This is a genomic window from Paenibacillus sp. P36, from assembly GCF_045866505.1.
In the GTDB taxonomy this organism is placed as follows: domain Bacteria; phylum Bacillota; class Bacilli; order Paenibacillales; family NBRC-103111; genus Paenibacillus_E; species Paenibacillus_E chondroitinus.
Window position 1 is genome coordinate 8688151 of the sequence record NZ_AP038372.1, and the last position, 20694, is coordinate 8708844.

The window sequence follows — 20694 nt, forward strand, 5'->3', positions numbered from 1 at the left end:
TTATTATGAAAGTTACCTTGATAACTGGCGGAAATACAGGTTTGGGGTTTGAAACAGCCCGACGGTTAAAAGAATTAGGACACAAAGTGTATATCAGCTCGCGCGATGAAAGTAAAGGAAAGCTAGCTGCCGAATCTCTTGGAATAGATTATGTTGTTCTAGATGTTACAGATGACGGATCGGTTGCAAATGCAGTTGAAGCAATAAGTCAAATTGAAGGCCGCTTAGATGTTCTTATAAATAACGCAGGAATCCCTGGACCCTATGCAAAACCTGAAGAAATTACGTCGGACATGATGTTACAAGTGTATAACACCAATGTTTTTGGAATCGTTCGCGTTACAAACCACTTCCTCCCTCTTTTAAAAAAATCCGAGGAACCTGCCATTGTAAATGTGAGCAGCGGCCTTGGCTCATTTGGACAAGTGCTGAACCCAGAGAAAATTGAGTCTAAGGTTAATGCCCTTGCCTATAGTTCATCGAAGGCTGCCGTTGGCATGCTTACCGTACAATATGCAAAAGCCCTTCCCGATATAAGAATTAATGCCATAGACCCGGGTCCAACTAAAACTGGAGAAAAATTTAGCAACGGTATGCAAACGTTACAAGAAGGCACCGATGCCGTTGTAAAAATGGCCACTATCGACAAAAATGGTCCAACCGGAACATTCACCAATAGAGATGGTATTATTCCCTGGTAATAACAATATTATGGAGACTAAACATGAGCTTAACTAAACAACAAATCATCGATACAAGCAATGAACTAAAAACCAATTACTTTATATCTGGTTTAACTCCAAGCGATATTAAAGCCACCCTAGGACTGAATTCCGATGAACTTAAAGAAACGTTGAATCTCGGCAACTCTTCCGACCCGGAAATGGTTTGGAAGTTACGCGATTACATGGAAGAGAAGATCAAAGAATCCGGTAAAGAACCTCATCCTTACTCTGTACTGATTAATAACATTTGGTACAGATACAAGTGACAAAATCGTAGTTTTTCAATACGGGTTTATAGGCAAAAATATGAAAGGAGCTGCCGCGGCAGCTCTTTCTTTGATGTTTACAGATTTTTATTTCATGATCTGCTCAATAGGCTGATGATTCGGTGGCGAGGCACTCGAAAAGTCGGTCTTTTTATTGATTTAACTCGTTGAGTTAACCGGCACGTTATCATAATCCCCAAATCGCGTCTCGTCAAGAGATAATGTGTGAATGAACGACATAGCGCGGGATCCCCCCTTATGCTTTCTAAATAGGAATGAAATTCCGCGTTTGCAGGGCGATATCGCTTTTTCCAATTCATCCGATGTCACGTAAAATATTCTTCAGATCATTGAGGAATAAGGAAAGGAGATCTGCATGAACAGCGTGTATAAAATCAAATTTTTGCTCTTTTACGGGGAAGCGCCCGATACAACTTGTTACGGGTATATGGAGCTGAATCAGGATGGCACTATGATCGCACTCTACAATAGTAGCGGCGAGGAAATCGACATGTTTGGCGGCCATGAATTTGTCAGAATACGGGCGATTGGCAAATTCAATAATGAAGACCGTGATAATTTCTACTCCTTGTTAGAAAGTGATGGGGTAGGTTAACCTGCACGACAGACAGACGAAGATTTGGAGTCAAGACACTACGTGGAACGCGATGAATTGGCTCAGCTTAACGGGTTTATCGGAGAAAAATGCGAAAAGAGCTTGCCACGCAAGCTCCTTTTTTTAAGATCAACTATCGAAACTCATTCAAAATTCAGTTACATCGACAAATTTTTTTAGGTTCTTCATGCCGTCTATGAAAGCAATTTTAAGGCCATTCTTATGATGAATAGTAATATTATCGAGCCGTACCGCATCCCCCACATATTGGAACAAGGAATCCGCCCATTGCACGCATTCGTGGAAGTTATCTGTCGAACAATCTCCGCTTTTGTCCTCCTCATGATCACATCGAGAATAAGCAGACGATATCCAATATGACCATCTATGACTTCGTGGGCGGCATTGCGGCAAATTTGGCGTTTAACGATAAGCTCAACCATTGGCTCATCATCGTATCGCTGCTGATGTTCTTCGGCATCTATTTCCTCGTGTCCAAGATCGCACTCAAAAGCCGGACGTGCAACCGGTTGGTATCCGGCACTCCGACCGTCGTCATCGAGAACGGCAAAATTCTTGAGGATAACATGCGAAAAATCCGTTACACGTTGGACTCCCTGGCACAATCTTTGCGTGAAAAAGATATTTTCAATATGGCCGAGGTCGAGTACGCTTGCTTGGAGGATCACGGGAAGCTGTCCGTCAAGAAAAAAGCGAGTTTGAGTGGGTAACGCGCAAAGATCTGAAGCTACACCCCACGGCCGTCCAGTCGTATTGACGGCATAGTCATGGAAGACAATCTCGCCCACAACGGGCTGACTGTCTAATGGCTGGAGCAGGTACTGCGGCAGCGGAACAAGTCTGTATCCGACGTGTTCTATGCCGTGAAAGGTACGAAAATCAGTTGTATTTTGACTACTATCGGGACCACATTGACAAGCCTATCGATTAGCCCCGACCTCAATACCGACATTGTCTGCACTCTTGCTCTACAAAATGCCGCCCCACGGAGTAAATTTCATCCATATTCACAGTCCATTTTAGGATATCAATTCGCAAATAAAAAGTGATAATTAATAAACAAAACAGCCGTGGGTAATACAATTCGCCGCCGCGTGAAGCTCGGGGTTGTTCGCTAAACCATAAAGCAGATTTAATTGGCTTTACCCCATTTCCACCAACCTTCTATTGTAAATTCTCTTAGTATTACTATTTAAATGGAAATATAAACGATCCAAATCTTTAGGCCATCTTATTATATCGACAAGCTGGAGGAGAATAAGCTCAAATACCTAGGTCTGTACGAGGTATATGGGATCGACCGTAACTTGTTCTCGTAGCCACTGAACGACCTGAACATTGATATGTAGTCTTAAATGAAAATATCCGCTGTCCATTACAAAATAAAGATACCTTGGTTTGCTTTCCAAGGTGCTGACAAATTACATATCTTCCACAAAATAACTTCTTTTACGAAATCGGAATCAACCCGATAAATACTCATATACTGCAGTCATTGCGGCGTTTCTTATCCTTCGAGCACGCTTAACACCTACTTGGGTGGCTTCAAGAAGTTTTGATTCTGGAGCTTTAAGAATATCCCCAACCGTGTTAAGCCCTAGTGAGAGTATCTTATCTATTTGCCATAATGTAAGATCTAAAACACCAACTGGTTTTTCAAGTTCTTGTGTTAAAAGAATTGTCATATCCGGCTCGTCAAACTTAGGATGTTCCACTAAAAGTGATTCATAGATTTTGTGATTCTCTCCATATTCAGTCATTTTTTTTATCGACAATGACTTAGCGATTGTAAGAGCTGTGGATGTAGGAGTAGTTTCTAAAGCAATCAAAGTCCCTAGGTTAACTGCATATCTCGTGCCTATTTGGGCTCTTGTTGCCTTAATGCCAGAAGCGTGCTCAATTACTATTCCTGTATACTCTAATAAACGCAATGCTTCTTTAACTGGTTGCGGTGCATCTCTATGTACCCAAAAATAACTAGACGTTCTTTTATCATCAGTTAAGTTATGAATGTTTTTTTGTTGTATATCAGGCAGTACATCACTCTCAATAAATCTCCTGCCCCAATCAATCAGTGGACGATGACCAATAAATTTTTCGGCCAATTTTGAATGCTCTGACCAGATATCAGTTCTATAATACTCCCTAATTACCTTATTTATTGCGTCACTATCAAGTTTCTGAGCAAGTAGAAGTGTTTTCAGTAAATGACGAGGATTTCCGCTAGCTGCATAGGCTAATATAGCGAAATTCTCACCTCGCTTCGAAATGGTTTTTATAATTGAACTGTCTTCGGCCTGCTTTGTTACGATCTCCCTCATATTAGCAACATACTTCTCGTCTTGGATATCTCGATGGAGTGACAGGACAGTTGCATCATGCATCGGTTGAAATGTCTCACCAAAAACTGTTACACCAGGGTAAACAGCTGCTTTGCAAGAAATATAAGGACTTCTGATATCCCTAAATAATGTGAAGAACTGTCTTTGTTGCTCTGGTAAAAATACATGTGCTGCCTCGTCAATAAACACGACGAACCTTGATATATCGACATCTCTACAAATATCCTCAACAGCATCTAAAAATAAATCAGTTGTAGGCATCCCTTCAATATCTACATCGGTTCCAGGGTTCTTCCACGAGTCCTCGAACGCTTGTGTGATATCTTCGATTTTTGTTTTTTTAAATACCTCTGCGGTAACGCTTCCCCCTGCTATTACATTTAAACTTGTTGGTGTAATTGTAAGCTTTCCACTTTTTGAGAGTACTCTTATTAACTCATGGCAAATTCTAGACAGCATCCAATGATGAAATTGTTGCGGATTATTTGTTTGAATTAAGGAACTGCCTCTGAAAGTAACATATATTGGCAATACTTTGTCTTTGACAAATGACTTTTGTAGCTCACTTTGAGCCACTCGAAATAAAAATGATTTCCCCACACCACGACTTCCAACTAATATTGTTGGGGTTCTAGATTTTAGTTGATCAATAATTTGTCGATCTTGTTTCGACTCGACAAAATAACCTTCAATTTCCTCTAACTTTATCTCTTCTGTTCTATAAAAGAACTCTGCCACTTATTAGAACACCTCCTGTGGTGTTTGAAAACTATCTCTAATGAATGATATATGCCCAATATGCTCCATAATGCTAGTTTCTAAGCGTACCTTTGCATCTGGTCCAAAAAAACTAAAATATCTCGAACATAAAGAAAAAACCACTAACATACTTGCTGTTTCCGCTTTTTCATGCCAGTCACGGAAGCTTGAATCGGAAAATGCCAATGTAGGTGGTAGTATTTTTGCAGTAACATAATTACCGTGTGTATATTCAGAACACTCACGATAAAGTTTCTTTGCCAATTGTAAAAACAGTGGAGATTCCTCAATTAAAGGGGGGGAAAATGCAGTAAAATAACTTTTTGAAAAGATCCCATTATTTTCATCTGTTATTGTACTCCAGTATATATCTTGTTGCCCGCACATCCATAGCCTTAAATCCAACTCTCTGAAAGAGAAATAAACTGCAGCTAGACTATGTTCAATAAAAAACCTTAAAGAATTATAGGCTTGTCGATAAGAGCCTTGAGAAATATTAATTAAACCTTGAGAATATTCTTTAAAAGCCATATTATACAATTCAAACTCTGGACGATCCTTCAAAACCTCTAACCATTCATGTAAATCATTAAGAAAATTATGATTTTGAGCATGAATCTCGCTTCTTCCTTCTACAAATGACATGTTTACAATATCCTTGCAACGTTCAACAATTCCCAAATAATGTTCGTGACATGTTGCCATTGACTTTAACCCCCTAATTGCATAACTCGAAATAATTATTTCAACATCGTATAATTTTTTCCTTCTTTTACCTCATTTTTTCTATACATCTGATAATCTGTAGCCTCAGAATAATTATTTGCGTCACTTATGATACAGCTCAGCTTAACGGGAATATTGGCGAACTCTGGGGTCTTATTTAAATTCTTGCAAGTCCAATAACATGTGCATCCAAACTGCGCTAGGTGACTATGTTATCAAAAAAACTCATTAGAGATTCCATTGAGGATTCTTTACTATGAATAATGCATGGTATCTGTAAAGATTGAGAAACTTCCTTTGCATAAGCTATCTCTTCTTCTTGAAAACTTTCTAAAAATGATTTATTAAATAATTGAGCATCTCTATTTCTTAAGCGAGTTGATATTTCTTCAACAGATTCTTTTAATAGAATAAAAGCCTTGGGGTATAAATTATAAAATGTCTGCTTCGGTATTCTAGTTATTTGTCCAAATTCATTAATTAAACAAAAATGACCTTCTAACAAAATAAATTTACTGTTAATATCAATTTGGTTTAGTGCTCTAATAAGTATCTCTTGATTGTTATCAATGTCTTTGACTCTCTTGTTATCTGCAAACTCAATATTTTTCGCATCGGATATCAATTTGCTGGCTGAATAACTAGGGATATTATATTCTTTTGATAGAAGTTTACAAAGGGATGTTTTACCTACCCCATGAATTCCACCAATAAAAATAAGGTTATACAAGTTACCACTCCTCATTTAATATAACAAAAAGATTGTGGCGCCTTGCCCGAATTAATAATCTCAATTAGCTCAATTGGCTTTTTAAACAAAACCGCTTTATTTATTTTTATAGCATATCCGGATTCCCTACCACTAAAATACTCTTGAAAAGAACTTTGGCTAATACCAGACACTGCGCATGTATTAATCCATATATTTCGGGGATCATCTACTATTATTTCATCAAAAAATATTTCACCAATTATTTTACCCACTGGTCTTGTAGAATAAACTAAAATTGATTCAACGTTTCCTTTTTTAAATATGCTTTTTCGATATTCATACTTCTTTTCACCGGTAAATATTTTGTCAGCGTACTCAGGTTTAATTGACAAAAGTACTTTCATCTTTAATATCCTCCGCTTATTTATTTCTTAATGTTCGCAAAATAAAAAACAGTCACAGATTGCATGCACAAATCGTAACTGCCTTTCTATAAACATTTTGTGGAAATTAACTTTTACCTTCCAAATGTCCATTATAAACGTACTCAATCGAATTTTTTTTATAATAATCCTCTAATACCTGTGTCTCAGCGAAATTGTAAAATTTAATGTGATGCTCAAACATTTCTTTCCTATCACTAGATATCGTGATAATAGGTTTCTTTGTTCCTAAATATTTAAAACACTCTTCGAAAAGTTCTGTACCGATTCCTTGACTACGGAAATTTTCGTGTATTCTAAAAGTACAAATTTTCTTTTCTTCATCTGTATTCTTTAAAATTGCAATCCCAGTTAATACAGACCCCGGAAAATCTTCAACCTCTGAAAGCGCTATAATGATTTCTCTTTTGCCATTTTTCAATTCAATATCTGGAATTACAACATTAAAAAACCATCCTTCAAATTGTGGGTAACTTTCTGTCAGATCTCTTAAATAGTTGTATAACTTATCCTTTGCTTTTTCTCCAACTTCATTGATTATATATGACCTTAGTAACTCCGGTTCAATTTCAGATACTCTTAAATAAACATTTTTTTTAATACTATTACTCACTGTCTCTCCCCCTTTAGGGAACCTATTCAATTACAAACCTATTGCCTTGGATATCAAGTTACCTAAAACACCACCCAAAGCTCCTAATATAACAATTACAATTACATACTTGAAAATTAGCATCTTCGTATCTTTTTGAGATTGAAACCTTGTCAAATCAGAAAAATCCTCTATGTATTTTTTCTCATATTCGTTTTTAGAGGAGTTATAAACGTTCTCTGCTTTACTTTTAATATGATAAGCGATAATTGTATAATCAGCTTCATCGATGTAGCTTTTCCATAAGTTGTTTTCCAAAATTCTACTATTTATGTCTTTACCATAATGAATTATAGTGTCATTTGCGTTCCTTAGGATTAAATAATGAACAGCCAATAACTGAAATTTTATCCCTTTATTAAACTGTTCCTTAAGCTCCTCACTATAACTTCTAACGTCATTTAATCTGAAATCAATTACTTCCGTGTTGGTAAACTGATTATTTAAAATACTTACACCTTTTATTTCGTCATTTATGAAAACTATTCCTTTTTTTGAGGCCTCAATACGAATTCTGAAGTAGTATCTCGAAACACTATTCAGATCTATACTATCTACCTTAATTTCAATTATTGTTCCTGGAGTTGTTCCATTCCTTTTAAAACTCACAAGGTCTATTTGATTTTCAACTTCTAAAGAATATATTACGAAAGCTGACTTTCCATTTGTTGCATTTACAATCAGCCTTTTAGGTTCTCCATCTGTTGTAGTAAAATTCTCATTAAAGATGGCATTCACCAAACGATTGTTTGAAATCACCATTCCTAGATCTTTTATTTGATTCTTCTGCACCTCAAATGGTGCATATAAAAATATACTCTTTATATCTTGCATGTCTTCAACTAAAACACCGAAGTCAAAGCAATATACTTCATCATTTTCATGAGGTTTATCCCAGATGTTTACATGTACTGTCGCTTTTTTTTCTATTTCTGTCTTATAGTCTTTCGCGGAATACCAAATAGCGAAGCTTCTCATCGCTTACCCCCTTTGAAAATGCTTATAGGATGGGATTTTATATTATTTGATTCAATTTCAATCACTGCTTAATATCAATTGTCCTTATCTCCTTATTATAAGCATTGAAAAAAGTAAATCAAACTATTACTATTTTTCCACTACACTCCCAGATTTATAAAATTTGCATCATTTATGGTAAGGCTCCCCCCGATTTATCCGCATAGCGCGATAAATCTGCTCCACCAGCACCAGCCGCATCAACTGGTGCGGCAGCGTCATGCGGCCAAAGCTCAGCCGCATATCCGCACGGCGCAGCAGCTCGCTAGAGAGCCCCAGCGAGCCGCCGATCACGAAGGCCACCTGGCTCCGCCCATAGGTGGCCAACTTATCGAGCGAGGCCGCCAGCTGCTCGCTCGACCACATCTCGCCGTCGATGGCCAACGCCACGACGTACACATCCGGACGCAGCGCAGTCAACAGACGCGCTCCCTCACGATCGCGCACCTGCTGCTCCTCAGCGGCGCTCATGTTCTCCGGTGCCTTCTCATCCGGCACCTCAATCATTTGCACCTTGGCATAAGGCCCAAGGCGCTTGACGTACTCCGCAATCCCATCCACAAGATAGCGCTCCTTCAACTTCCCAACCGTTAAAATCTGTATCTGCATAAACGAATACTCCCTCTTTTAATCTATTCAAAAACAAAAAGGAAGGCCTAAGCCTTCCTCATACAACTAGAAATCGCGCCAACTCCTGGCAATGCTCACAATGGGAAGGAGGCTCCCAGTTCGCGAAGTGGGTTTTCAGTAAATCCACAACGTCCGGCGCTTCCTCGTATTCATCGACAAACTCATCAATCGCGATTTCCACATGATCCTTACAAACTACGTGCATGCAACTACCTCTCATCCGCATTGTTTCTATATCTTATTTATCCGTTGCTTCCACTAACGTTACGACCGCATTCATCTTCTTGCCGCCGCGATAGAAAGTGACGTTCACTTTATCACCAATATGTTTCTCATTGTATAAATACTTACGCAGCGTGATCGTATTATCAATCTTCCGGTCATCCAACAACACGATGACATCCTGCGGCTTCAGACCCGCCTCTTTGGAAGGGCCGGATACTTCGAAGACGATAACTCCAGTTTTCACATCTGCGGGCAGCTTTAATACATCCGTCCCTTTAAAAGCTTGCAATTCCTGCGTCGAGACACCCATCAGCGGTCTTTTGACCTTGTGATCGGTGATCAAATTATCGATGATCGGCTTAGCGCTATTAATAGGAATCGCGAAACCTAATCCCTCAACGCCGGTGTCCGCAATTTTCATCGAGTTAATCCCAATCACTTTACCGTCGATATTGACCAGCGGTCCGCCGCTGTTTCCTTGGTTGATTGCCGCATCCGTCTGGATGACATCCATCTCCCAGTCATAATCCGTACCCTCGCGGGACAAAGCAACCGGTATCGTTCGCTTCGGCGACGAGATGATGCCCTGCGTGACGGTTGGTGAAAAGCCAAGTCCTAATGGATTACCGACGGCAATCGCCATTTCCCCTGCGCGGAGTGTCTCGGAATCGCCAAATTCCGCAAGGACCTTAATATCTTTTCCATCAGCTTCCAAGACCGCTAAATCCGTGATCCGATCACGGCCGACCAGCGTAGCCTTGCGATGTTCACCTTGAAAATTGACGATTTCAAACTGGTTCCCATTTTCGACAACATGGCTATTGGTTACGATGCGCACCTTATCTCCATTCCGGGAAAAAATGACGCCCGATCCAATCCCGATCCCGCTCTCTTGGCCCTTATCATCCTTCTTGGAGGAGATCACGCTGACCACAGCCGGCTTGATTTTCTCCGTTGCCGCCACGACAGAGTCGTTGATGTTCATCGGACGCGTCTCTGCATTCGCAACTGCAGCCGGTATCGCTATCGCATCGGTTTGCGATTCCTTATGACCCAAACCGCTAACTAAGCCAACTAGCAAAAGCATCGATAAAGCCCCGCCTACACCTGCGATAAGGGCCACATTTCGTCTGCGTTCCGTAAAGCCTGTAAATCCTCCCGACCGTTTAGGACGCCACACAGGCTCTCGCTGCTTGGTTCTTTTGGTCGAATAAAAATCATCATCAAACAAACTCACAGGGTGTCCCTCCTTGCTGACAGGGGGCGGGTCATGCCGCTCTTGCCTCAGAATCTTATTTGCAAAAAATAGGAATGTTTCGTTCCGTTCTTGCCTACAATAATAGTAAACCAAATCTCTCAAGGAATTACTAGAGTTAACAGTAACTTTAAATTGGAAAACCAAAGGAGAATGCACATTATGAATCGAATTCCATCCCATATGGACGAAATCAATATGATCGGGAAGCTCGCAGATCTCAAGGACAGCCTTTACCACCAATCCCTCGTGCTTTCATCTCTCATTCAAACACTGATTGATAAAGGTCTGATCACGCCGCAGGAAATACAGCTCAAATCCAAAGAAATCGACGCCGCGCTTACTCCGAATCCAACACATCCCATTTCGTAGAACGGTCGAAGTACGTATCCATTAATCGTAACTGCTTAGACTCCGGGGCGCGCTCTTGTACTATGTTATTCACCGTTAGCCTGGCCAAATCCATTAAATTATGGTCACGGCTTAAATGGGCCATATAGACGGACTTCGTCTTATTCGTCATCACGTCACAAAGCGCTTCTCCCGCGGCTTCGTTGGATAAATGCCCCTTATCCCCGAGAATGCGGCGTTTAATGCTCCAAGGATAATGCCCTACGCGCAGCATGTCTACATCATGATTCGTCTCTAGCACCAGAGCATCTGAATCTACGATCTTCTCTTTCACTTTCTCGCTCATATAACCGAGATCCGTGACGACACTTACTTTTTGCTCCCCATCATAAAAGCAATAGCCCACCGGTTCCGCCGCATCATGCGAAATCCCGAACGATTCCACACGCAGCGTACCGAATTCTTCGATGCTGCCGGTTTCCATAACCCGCTTATTCTCTTCCGCAATCACACCGATTTGGCGGTCCAATTCCACCCACGTCTTCTCGTTCGCATAAATGGGCAAATCATACTTACGCGCCAGCGCGCCTAGACCCTTGATATGATCCGAATGCTCATGTGTGATCACAATGGCGTCAATCGTATTCGCGGCAAGTTCGCGTTCCTTCATCAACGCCTCCATCTTCTTCGCGCTGAAGCCCACATCGATAAGCACCTTGGTCTCCCCATTGTCGACGACCGTCGCATTCCCCGTCGAACCGCTCGACAGCACTGTAAACCTCATACCCATCCTACCCTGCTCCTCTATGCATTCATCTACACATGTTTTAGTTATTTATGTAAAACGCTACGCTATCACTCTACTTCTTATCCGGCTTGTTCTTATCATCGTTGTTACTTGTACTTCCCGGTTTGCTGCCTTCCGGTGTTCCAAATGGAACGGGATCCGACCCTTTTTGCGGAGACTCCACCGCGCCGTTGAACGCTTGCAGATAATAAATATCGTGATTATCGATCGTAATCCGCCAATGCGGGAACATCGGCTGTGTCTGAGAATTGTAAGGCTGTCCATGGTACCCCAGTCTGACTTCTGTGATAACCGAGCCTTCGCTTAAATAGTTATCTACAAGGCTGCGCACCGCTAACTGAGCGGGAATCAGCTTTTGCTCCGTTTGTTCTACTCCTGATTCTACTTCAACGTAGGCTTGACGGTAACTGGTAATTTCTCCATTTTCCTCATTCAACTCTACCGTCACATCAAAAAGCGGAAGCTTGCCATACAGCTGATTAAATACATAAGTACCATTCGTTCTTACCGCCGAATCCAGCTGATACAGGTTAAAATTCGGAATTTCCGACTGAGCCTGAACTTCTTTGCTTGCCCCTTTGCCGAGCAGCGCGCTCATGCTTAACGGCGTTTTCAGCATTTTCTTGTCCCCAGGCTTTATACTATCGTCATATTTCACCGTAATAACCTTCAGCTTCGTAACATCCGTCGGCAATTCATCGGCTAATCGAATATTTTTACTGTGGAGTGCGCGATTCAGCTCCTCGATCGTCCCTGACGTGTCTAGCGAGATTTCCGTCTGATTGGAGCGATTGGTGGACCACAGCTGGAAGCCAAGAATCATATTGAGCAGCAAAAAAGAGCAAATCAGGATCGTTTTGGCCCTGCTCCAATTCATGGTCTCACCAACCTTTCCATAAAAATAGTGTTAATCAACCTTATTCGATGAAATCATACGTGCCATCTCGCAGCTCCAACGCCCATGCAGGAACTAACGTGAGGGTCTTTTCCGAAACAACCGGATGATACGCCGGAAAAATAGAGACGATGCTGGACCGCCGCTGATAATACTGCAACCGTTCTTCTAACGCGTCACCGGATAATATTTCCCCATCTTTCCGCTGAGCTGTCTTCAGATCCGGAATAATCATGGACCGTTCGAATCCAGAGATGATTCCCTTCTGTACCTGCATTTTCAGAGAACCATAGCCCTCAGGTTGTGAGGTCACAATCGGCAAGGATTCATAATACTGACGGAACGTGAAGGCCTGATTGTCAAAAAGCTGCTTCTGTGGCGTCCGAGCCACCATATATTTACCGTCCCAACCAATATGTTGGTTGATGAATTTAATACCCGCAAGCAAATTCTCAAGCACTTCACTTTTGCTCTCCACAGGAGCGACAGGGTCCGAGTAGGTCACCCACCGCAGGTCGCGATTAAGCTGAAAACCGCGTTTGCTGTCCGTGTAGATTTCCGAACCATCGCGCTCTTTGAGATAGCGGGTGATGCCAGGATCTACGAACAAGCTTTGCTTCAATTGATCCGCTGTAAGCAGGGTGTAATTGAAAGTAAAACTCGGCAGTCTGAGCGGCTTGACCGGAAGATAGTAATCACCGCTGTTCGTCGTCTTATACAGATTCGTAACATCACCGAAGGCTGCAAAATTCTCCACGTCTTTACTTGTAAAATCGGCCCCGATCACCTCATAGCCTACGCCTGGTGAATCCGTAAAGAAGAAAGCGCGAACATCTTCGTTATTGCCTTTCGAGTAAATCCATATCCGCGTCACTTTATCGTTATCCGCCGGCAGCTCGCCTTCAATCCGCAGCACCTGCTGCAAAATGGTGAACGGGATGCCGTCCCGGAACCGGATCTCGACGCCTTGCTGTTTATTGCGAACATCTTCCCAGTTCACATTCACCAAATACATCGATGTCTTGCGGAAGCCCTTAAAGCTCCGCTGCTTAATGTTATCAAGCAATCTTGTATAGTAATAATTCGTGGGATACAGCACGGAATGCTGTTGATTGCCCAAATGGACAATAATTTGATCGGGAAAAAGCATATCCTGCAGCTCTGCCTGCTTCCCAAGTGTCTCTGTCTGCACATAGTTGCTTTGTTGAATTGGCTCAATCTTGGGCGGGCTGTACGACGCCAACAAAAAACTTTGATACAGCGAGGTACCAATCAGGATGACAAGCGCGATAGATTTTAAACTCTCAATCATAGCTCATCCTCCTCCTCTTGCTGAATCGGCAGCGTAAATACAACACGGGTCCCTTGTCCCAACTCGGATTCTAAACTAATCGTACCGCCATGCGCTTTGACTATTTCCCGGGCAATGGACAACCCGAGTCCTGTACCGCCCATATTCCGAGAGCGCGCTTTGTCTACGCGATAGAAACGGTCAAAAATACGGGTCAAATCCTTTTTCGGAATCCCAATCCCATTATCCTGAACGGAAATCTCCAGCATATCCTTCTCGATCTTCCGAGCTTCCAGCCGGATTGCGCCTTCATCGCCCGTATACTTAATGGCATTGGACACCAGGTTATCGAGAACCTGATCTATTTTGTCACGGTCAAGCAGCAGGCCGGTTACGCCTTTCTCGACCCGAATCACAATCTCAATCTTGCGCTGCTGCAGCTGAAAAGAGAACCGATCGGCCACTTCCTCCAGCATTTCGCTCACAAGTGTTGTAGATTTACTCATCATCGATTGCTTGGAATCCAGCCTCGATAAGTGTAAAAGATCCGTCACCAAGCGGATCATCCGCTCTGTCTCGCTGCGTGTCACGCTGATAAAGCGCGAGGCCAACTGCGGCTCCTCGATGGCGCCATCATCAAGCGCTTCCAGATAGCTCTTGATCGTCGTCAACGGCGTGCGAAGCTCGTGCGACACGTTCGCGACGAACTCGCGTCTGGCTTGCTCCAGCTTCTCCTGATCCGTCACATCCTGCAGCACCGCAATAATCCCGCTCTGGCCTTCTCCCCGGCGATGAATCGGCGTGAATGTAATCCTTACGGAAAACTGCTCATCATCATCCGGCAATTCAATATTGAGAAGCGTCGTGCGCACCTCACCCTGAAGCAGCCCTTGAATCGTTTCGTCCGGAATCCCGAGCACCTTGGAAATATCGAGACCGATTGTCGTCTCTTCTTCCGCCTGCAAGATTTGCTTCGCCCTGCGGTTCAGGACGATGACATGGCCTTTATCATCCGTTGCGATGACCCCGTCGTTCATATTCGTCAAGATGGAGGCCAGCTTCTCCTTCTCCTCTTCATTGAGAGACAGGGCTTCCCTGAGCCGATTCATCATGAAATTAAACGTATGACCAAGCTGGCCGATCTCGTCGGTACCTTGAATAATGACCTGTTGATCAAAATTGCCCTCCGCAACCGCTGTCGCTTGTTTTGTGATCTCTTTAATCGGATTCGTAATCGTACTAGTGAGGATAACACCAAGAATAGCCGTTAATCCTAACGCAATCAGTGTACCCGAAATCAGGATGCGGTTAATCGAACGGATCGTCTTATAGACATCCTCCATGGACGCAATCAGATAAACAGCGCCCAGAACTCGCGCACCGCTGCCCACAGGCTTAGCGATAATGACCTTCCGATAACCATCCTCGTCGGTGAAGATCCGCTGGTTGTCCTTGATCCCTTGCAGCGCTCGAATGACTTCCGGCTGCGTATTTTTTTGCTTTAAATGATTGGGAACCGACGTGCTAATGACGTTCCCGTTGGCATCTATAATTTGAATTTCAGCATTATTAATCGAAAATAAATTGCTAACGAACTCGTTCAAATCCGCGTACGTTTTCTTGCCTTCGGCAGCGTTCTTGCTGTCTTGATCTCCTGTGAGGTAAGACCCCACGAAACCCGCCAGCAACGTAACCTGGCTATTGCGCGAAACCAAGAAGTCGTTCTTGAAATACGTCTCCACCGTTTTGTAGAAATACACCCCGATCAGCTGCATCGCAATCAAAATAAGCAGGACATACACAATAATCAGCTTCGCTTGGATCGATTGAAAGAAGCGGATGCCCTTCATGCTCAGAAGCCTCCGGCTTTAGGGCTGCGCATTAAATAGCCAAGCCCCCTGCGCGTCATGATGTATTCCGGGCGGCTCGGGTCCGTCTCCAGCTTCTCGCGCAGCCGGCGTATCGTCACATCGACGGTGCGCACGTCGCCGAAATACTCAAAGCCCCATACCGCTTGCAGCAGGTGCTCGCGCGTCATCACTTTGCCGGAGTTTTTGGCCAAATATTGAATCAACTCGAATTCGCGATGCGTCAAATCGAGCGGAACCCCATCTTTATACACCATGTACATGTCGTTATCGATGAATAAAGCATGAATTCGCATCCCGTTGCGCTGCGTATCCGACTCCGTCGGAGCTGTCTGCACTTTCGTCTGGCGGCGTAAATGCGCCTTGACTCGAGCCAGCAGCTCTCTTGTACCGAATGGCTTGGTGACATAGTCGTCCGCGCCCATCTCCAGGCCAAGTACTTTATCCAGCTCGGTATCTTTGGCTGTTAACATAATAATCGGTGTGTTCAGCTTCGAGCGCACCTCTCGGCACACATCCATCCCATCCTTCACCGGAAGCATGAGATCCAGCAATATAAGATCGGGCTGCTCGGAGAACGCAAGCTCTACAGCGCTTCCCCCATCATAGGCACAGACCACCTGATAGCCCTCTTTTTCCAAATTAAATTTCAAAATATCTGCAATCGGTTGTTCGTCATCCACCACGAGAATTTTCCCAAACAAACCTACCACCGCCTACTCCAGGATAAACTGCGAAGTCGTCCTATTCCTTGCATACTACCCTTTATTTTATCATATATTCAACTAAAAAGAGACAAGGCCCCCGAGTTGTCCGGTTTGACCTTGCCTCTATGTAAATTAACGATTTAAATACTTCAATGGATTCTCCAAGCTGCCGCTTTTGTGCACTTCAAAATGCAAGTGAACGCCTGTGGAATCGCCTGTACTTCCCATAATACCGATGGCATCACCTTTTTCAACGATTGAACCCTCGGTAGCAATAATTTTGTTCATGTGGCCATACAGCGTCTCGTAACCATTCAAATGATTAATAATCACATAATTGCCGTAATCTGATTTATATCCTGTTTCGGTTACTTTGCCATTGTCGGCTGCCATGATGTTTTTGTTACCCGTAATATCGATTCCCTTGTGAAGCTTGCCCCAACGCACGCCGAACGTACTGGAAATACTCGGGGAAATAACAGGCCATGCGAATTTTCCTGTGCCTTCGCCTTTCACGACCTTGGTCCCTTTTTTCACCTTCGCCGTGACAGGTTGATCAATAATTTCTTCGTCCACGAGCTGCTCGTTGGTCATTAACCCATCGACCTTCGTCACTTGGATCGTCACCTTCTTCAACCCATTTTTGCCGGGTGAAATCGGTTGAACGACGCCTACGCGCTGCGAATCATCTTTTACATATTCCGTATCGTATTGAATCTCTTGATTCTTCACAATCTTTTCTGTCGTTTTGACGGACAGCTTGGGCTTAAGCACCGTAACTTCCAGCTGATTGCCAATCTTCAGCTTGTCATCCTGAAGGCCAGGATTTTTATCATAGATGAATTGCTTCGTAACTCCTAATTTCTTCGCGATGCAGGAGACGCAGTCTCCCTCAACTACCGTGTATTTCGCAGGCGTCACATCGCCAGTCGTCAACTTCTTCACAACATCTTCCGGTTTAGTCAAATCTTCCGGCTCAATCGGCACTTCGACTGTATCGACTTTCTGAACAAATTCCACTTTCTCCAGCTCTGACGGCGCAGTGGAAATATCCTCGCCCTGGCTTGCAGATAGAGCAGAGACCTTAGCTGTTTCCTTGGCTTTTGGTGTAAAAGGCGCACTGACTTGTTCCAAGATCTGATCAGCTGTCTGCTGATCCTTCACAATTGCGATGGTATTTCCATCTACCTTCAATTCGACCCCGACCGGTTGGGGCACTAATGCCTTATTAAGCGTGGCGATTACAGCTGAATCTTCCGTAACCGGATTGTAAGCCTTTTCAGGCGTGTAGGTGACACCGTTTGTCTTAAGAACGACATGAACATCTGGGAAATTCTTTTGCACTTCTTCTGGCCTTTGTTGCTTATATTCATCAATCAATTTATTATCACTCACGACACCTACTTCTTTGCCGTTGAGCATAACGTGATATACATTTACCATATTCGCTTGCACATACTGATGACCTGCAAACGTAATAGCCCCTGTTAGCGCTACCGCACCAACTCCCAGAACTAGAGACCATTTATGTCGTTTGATTACCGTTAGCGTCGTAGTTGTCGATACTTCTTCCAGCTGCTTGTCTGATATTGATTCATTTCCGGTCAAGCTTTCTCGCTTCGGCGTGAATCTCTTGATGAGATCCTGAACAAAGCGCATACCCCTGAAACCTGTCATGATCTTCTCCCTTTGAACGGTTTTGCATCCATGAAGTAATTATTCAAATACATCCTAATGATTAATTACTCCAAAATACATAAATAAACCTTAATTAGACATAATATCCGTGAAGATATCTACCTTTTGTTAAATTTAACACACTTTCTCTGCTTATTTCAACAAAATACTCGATCTCCATGTGATAGATTCGTGTCCACCGCCAAAAGAAGCCGTTAAAGTTTCATTTTTTTGTACATAAATCCAATAGATTTACACCCAATTACGAGAAATGACGAATTTGAGTGAAAAATTGAAAGGGGAGCTTATGCATGGAAATTAATTTGGAAGCTACGTTCACAGATCGGTCTACAATGGAGAAAACAGCTGAAGTCCTTAGATCTCAAGGTGTGCTGGATATCAAGTTCAATTATGGCGGTGAGCCACATACGGACGACTTTGCCGGCGGTTTACTGCAATCGGTTGATAGCTTTTCGGCAGCTGAACCCTCTTACGCGCTCATCGTTTGTGTAGAGAAATCGCGCTACCGTCAAGCTGAGGACACGATTATGAAATTCGGCGGACAGCTCCACTAGGGCTAATCCAAGATCTCGAATGAGGAAAGCTAGTATTTGTTCAGGATAGCTGTTAACTGTTGAAGTTCCGTCTCGCTCAAATATTTCTTGAGCGTATCATTGACCTGCTTAAGTTCATCCGTTGTAATCCCGTCCTCAAGCAAAGCAGACAGATGCTGCACCTCATTTTGCGGCAGCTTAGCAACAACAAGAGAAAATATTTTCATCTTATCATCGCTGGATAACGCTTCTTTCTTCTTAGCGAAATCCTCGGTCGACATGACAAGTTCCTTCTTCTGCTCGTTTGCATCACTTACACGCCCCATGACGGCTACGGCATCATCATCCTTCACTCCTTGGGAAGCCGCTTCACCAGATGTTCCTGCGTCCGAATGTAAGGGATCACTCGAATTGGAACCAGGTACGCTTCCAGACGGGCTGGGACTAGGACTAGGCGTAGCTGCCGGCGGTGTTTCCACCGGGGTAGCTTGCTTCCCCCCGTCTCTACGCATAACTATATTCAAGTCTCCCGCCAATCTTGCAGCAAAATCACTAAATTGAATCTTTTTACCCAAAGCCGGTATCTGATATTGTCGAAATATATCCTCTACATACATGTTAACAACATACCATGTCGTAAACATTGTGATTGTTGTAATAAGTACACTACTTATGACGATTTTGCCCAGCCACGTTAATACTTTCATTCTCTCTATCACTCCTGCCGCTTAAATCTGTTCCCTCCTTCCCAGTATTGACGAAATCGTGCCCATTAAATCCCAATGGACAAAAAAGAAATCCTCTAGGCTGCTGATGAGCCTAGAGGATTTTGTATTTATCTCGAATGAATTAAGCGTAGATTGGACGAACCAAATTCGTTTGCTCACGGTTACGGCCTACGGAGAAAATCGCGATTGGAATGCCTGTCAGCTGAGAAACACGCTCAACGTAGTGTCTTGCATTCTCAGGCAGGTCACTCAATGTACGCGCACCAGACACATCTTCTGTCCAACCCGGAAGCTCTTCGTAGACAGCTTCACACTCTGAGATGGCTTTCAAGCTAGCCGGGTAGTGCTCGATAAGCTCGCCGCGGTACATATAGCCTGTGCAAATTTTAACCGTTTCAAGCCCTGTCAGAACGTCGATGGAGTTCAAAGACAGGCCTGTAATCCCGCTAACGCGTCTTGCGTGACGGACAACCACGCTGTCGAACCAGCCAACACGGCGCGGACGGCCTGTTACTGTGCCGTATTCGAAGCCTTTTTCACGGATCCAAGCGCCAATTTCGTTGTCGAGTTCCGTCGGGAACGGACCGTCGCCGACACGAGTTGTGTACGCTTTGGCTACGCCAATAATGTTGTGGATCTTCGTTGGACCTACGCCGGATCCGATACATACGCCGCCAGCCGTTGGGTTGGAGGAAGTTACGTACGGGTATGTGCCTTGGTCAATATCCAACATAACGCCTTGTGCACCTTCGAACAGGACTCTGCGACCTTGATCGATGTACTCATTCAGAACGACAGAAGTGTCCGTTACATATGGACGAATGATTTCTGCATATTCGAGGTACTGCTTAAGAATCGGCTCTACATCTAGTCCTGTGGAGCCGTATACTTGCTCGATCAATACGTTTTTCTCTGCGACGATGCGTCTTAGTTTTAATTCAAACTCTTCCGCATCCATTAGGTCCGCGATACGAATCCCATTGCGTGCTGCTTTATCCATATAACAAGGTCCGATCCCTTTGCGGGTCGTACCAATTTTGCTATCGCCTTTACGATCTTCTTCCAGACCGTCAAGCACCAGATGGTACGGCATGATCACATGCGCGCGGTCACTGATGTTTAAATTTTTTGTCGAAAAACCATTATCATGAATGTAGTTAATTTCTTCAATGAGTGCAGCGGGATTAATAACCATACCGTTCCCGATAACACATGCTTTATCTTGGTAAAAAATACCGGAAGGAATCATCGTCAGCTTATACTTCTTCCCGCTGATAATAATCGTATGGCCTGCGTTGTTACCACCTTGGTAACGAGCTACAACCTCAGCAGATTCCGCTAAGAAATCCGTGATTTTCCCTTTCCCTTCATCTCCCCATTGCGTTCCGACAACAACAACCGTTGACATATGCACTTACCTCCGTAC

Annotated in this window: 23 protein-coding genes; 6 read left to right on the forward strand and 17 right to left on the reverse strand. The window is 43.4% G+C overall.

Annotated elements, in window-relative coordinates:
- The first annotated feature begins 2 nt into the window (after positions 1–2).
- The 4 genes from ACKTT9_RS38140 to ACKTT9_RS38155 all read left to right on the forward strand — a co-directional run bounded on the left by ACKTT9_RS38140 (position 3) and on the right by ACKTT9_RS38155 (position 2338).
- Complete coding sequence (locus ACKTT9_RS38140) at positions 3–701, forward strand: SDR family NAD(P)-dependent oxidoreductase (protein ID WP_407873193.1); 699 nt, start codon at positions 3–5, stop codon at positions 699–701.
- Between the two features lie 23 nt (positions 702–724).
- Entirely contained in the window at positions 725–991 is a 267-nt protein-coding gene (locus tag ACKTT9_RS38145) for a DUF2316 family protein (RefSeq protein ID WP_407870040.1), read from the forward strand.
- A 376-nt stretch (positions 992–1367) separates the two neighbouring features.
- Positions 1368–1607: a hypothetical protein gene (locus ACKTT9_RS38150; RefSeq protein ID WP_407870041.1), complete on the forward strand. Its 240-nt coding sequence runs from the start codon at positions 1368–1370 to the stop codon at positions 1605–1607.
- A gap of 377 nt (positions 1608–1984) precedes the next feature.
- Entirely contained in the window at positions 1985–2338 is a 354-nt protein-coding gene (locus ACKTT9_RS38155; RefSeq protein ID WP_407870042.1) for a DUF421 domain-containing protein, read from the forward strand.
- 753 nt (positions 2339–3091) lie between these two features.
- On the opposite strand, the gene ACKTT9_RS38160 is transcribed toward ACKTT9_RS38155, so the two are convergent.
- The 9 genes from ACKTT9_RS38160 to ACKTT9_RS38200 form a co-directional block, all read right to left on the reverse strand.
- Entirely contained in the window at positions 3092–4708 is a 1617-nt protein-coding gene (locus ACKTT9_RS38160; RefSeq protein WP_407870043.1) for a hypothetical protein, read from the reverse strand.
- A 3-nt stretch (positions 4709–4711) separates the two neighbouring features.
- Positions 4712–5434: a hypothetical protein gene (locus ACKTT9_RS38165; protein WP_407870044.1), complete on the reverse strand. Its 723-nt coding sequence runs from the start codon at positions 5432–5434 to the stop codon at positions 4712–4714.
- 220 nt (positions 5435–5654) lie between these two features.
- Positions 5655–6185, reverse strand: a complete 531-nt coding sequence (locus ACKTT9_RS38170) for an ATP-binding protein (protein WP_407870045.1) — start codon at positions 6183–6185, stop codon at positions 5655–5657.
- An 11-nt stretch (positions 6186–6196) separates the two neighbouring features.
- Positions 6197–6571, reverse strand: a complete 375-nt coding sequence (locus ACKTT9_RS38175; protein ID WP_407870046.1) for an ASCH domain-containing protein — start codon at positions 6569–6571, stop codon at positions 6197–6199.
- 106 nt (positions 6572–6677) lie between these two features.
- Complete coding sequence (locus tag ACKTT9_RS38180; RefSeq protein WP_407870047.1) at positions 6678–7223, reverse strand: GNAT family N-acetyltransferase; 546 nt, start codon at positions 7221–7223, stop codon at positions 6678–6680.
- Between the two features lie 30 nt (positions 7224–7253).
- On the reverse strand, positions 7254–8240 hold the full coding sequence (locus ACKTT9_RS38185; protein WP_407870048.1) for a hypothetical protein: 987 nt from the start codon (positions 8238–8240) through the stop codon (positions 7254–7256).
- A gap of 168 nt (positions 8241–8408) precedes the next feature.
- Complete coding sequence (gene rlmH, locus ACKTT9_RS38190; RefSeq protein ID WP_127454027.1) at positions 8409–8888, reverse strand: 23S rRNA (pseudouridine(1915)-N(3))-methyltransferase RlmH; 480 nt, start codon at positions 8886–8888, stop codon at positions 8409–8411.
- 58 nt (positions 8889–8946) lie between these two features.
- Positions 8947–9114, reverse strand: a complete 168-nt coding sequence (locus ACKTT9_RS38195; protein ID WP_127454029.1) for a CxxH/CxxC protein — start codon at positions 9112–9114, stop codon at positions 8947–8949.
- A gap of 33 nt (positions 9115–9147) precedes the next feature.
- Positions 9148–10371: a S1C family serine protease gene (locus ACKTT9_RS38200; RefSeq protein ID WP_246069074.1), complete on the reverse strand. Its 1224-nt coding sequence runs from the start codon at positions 10369–10371 to the stop codon at positions 9148–9150.
- Between the two features lie 180 nt (positions 10372–10551).
- Between ACKTT9_RS38200 and ACKTT9_RS38205 the strand changes: the two genes are divergently transcribed.
- Complete coding sequence (locus tag ACKTT9_RS38205) at positions 10552–10761, forward strand: hypothetical protein (protein ID WP_407870049.1); 210 nt, start codon at positions 10552–10554, stop codon at positions 10759–10761.
- On the opposite strand, the gene ACKTT9_RS38210 is transcribed toward ACKTT9_RS38205, so the two are convergent.
- The 6 genes from ACKTT9_RS38210 to ACKTT9_RS38235 form a co-directional block, all read right to left on the reverse strand.
- The gene (locus tag ACKTT9_RS38210) at positions 10730–11530 is read right to left on the reverse strand and encodes an MBL fold metallo-hydrolase (protein WP_407870050.1); all 801 of its coding nucleotides are present in this window, start codon (positions 11528–11530) and stop codon (positions 10730–10732) included. The two genes, ACKTT9_RS38205 and ACKTT9_RS38210, sit on opposite strands and share 32 nt — an antisense overlap.
- 70 nt (positions 11531–11600) lie before the next feature.
- Positions 11601–12425: a two-component system regulatory protein YycI gene (gene yycI, locus ACKTT9_RS38215; protein ID WP_407870051.1), complete on the reverse strand. Its 825-nt coding sequence runs from the start codon at positions 12423–12425 to the stop codon at positions 11601–11603.
- A 40-nt stretch (positions 12426–12465) separates the two neighbouring features.
- A complete protein-coding gene (locus tag ACKTT9_RS38220) occupies positions 12466–13755 on the reverse strand; it encodes a YycH family regulatory protein (RefSeq protein WP_407870052.1) in 1290 nt (429 codons plus the stop codon).
- A complete protein-coding gene (gene walK, locus ACKTT9_RS38225; RefSeq protein WP_407870053.1) occupies positions 13752–15584 on the reverse strand; it encodes a cell wall metabolism sensor histidine kinase WalK in 1833 nt (610 codons plus the stop codon). Before walK ends, ACKTT9_RS38220 begins: the two co-directional genes overlap by 4 nt.
- Before the next feature lie 2 nt (positions 15585–15586).
- Positions 15587–16306 carry a response regulator YycF gene (yycF, locus tag ACKTT9_RS38230; protein WP_127454036.1) on the reverse strand — a complete coding sequence of 240 codons (720 nt, stop codon included), beginning with the start codon at positions 16304–16306 and terminating at the stop codon, positions 15587–15589.
- Between the two features lie 135 nt (positions 16307–16441).
- Positions 16442–17986: a peptidoglycan DD-metalloendopeptidase family protein gene (locus ACKTT9_RS38235; RefSeq protein ID WP_407870054.1), complete on the reverse strand. Its 1545-nt coding sequence runs from the start codon at positions 17984–17986 to the stop codon at positions 16442–16444.
- Positions 17987–18297: 311 nt separating this feature from the next.
- Here ACKTT9_RS38235 and ACKTT9_RS38240 point away from each other — a divergent pair, with 311 nt between their 5' ends.
- Complete coding sequence (locus tag ACKTT9_RS38240) at positions 18298–18561, forward strand: hypothetical protein (protein WP_407870055.1); 264 nt, start codon at positions 18298–18300, stop codon at positions 18559–18561.
- A 29-nt stretch (positions 18562–18590) separates the two neighbouring features.
- On the opposite strand, the gene ACKTT9_RS38245 is transcribed toward ACKTT9_RS38240, so the two are convergent.
- Positions 18591–19247, reverse strand: a complete 657-nt coding sequence (locus tag ACKTT9_RS38245; protein ID WP_407870056.1) for a hypothetical protein — start codon at positions 19245–19247, stop codon at positions 18591–18593.
- Between the two features lie 142 nt (positions 19248–19389).
- Entirely contained in the window at positions 19390–20676 is a 1287-nt protein-coding gene (locus ACKTT9_RS38250; protein ID WP_407870057.1) for an adenylosuccinate synthase, read from the reverse strand.
- Between the last annotated feature and the right edge of the window lie 18 nt (positions 20677–20694).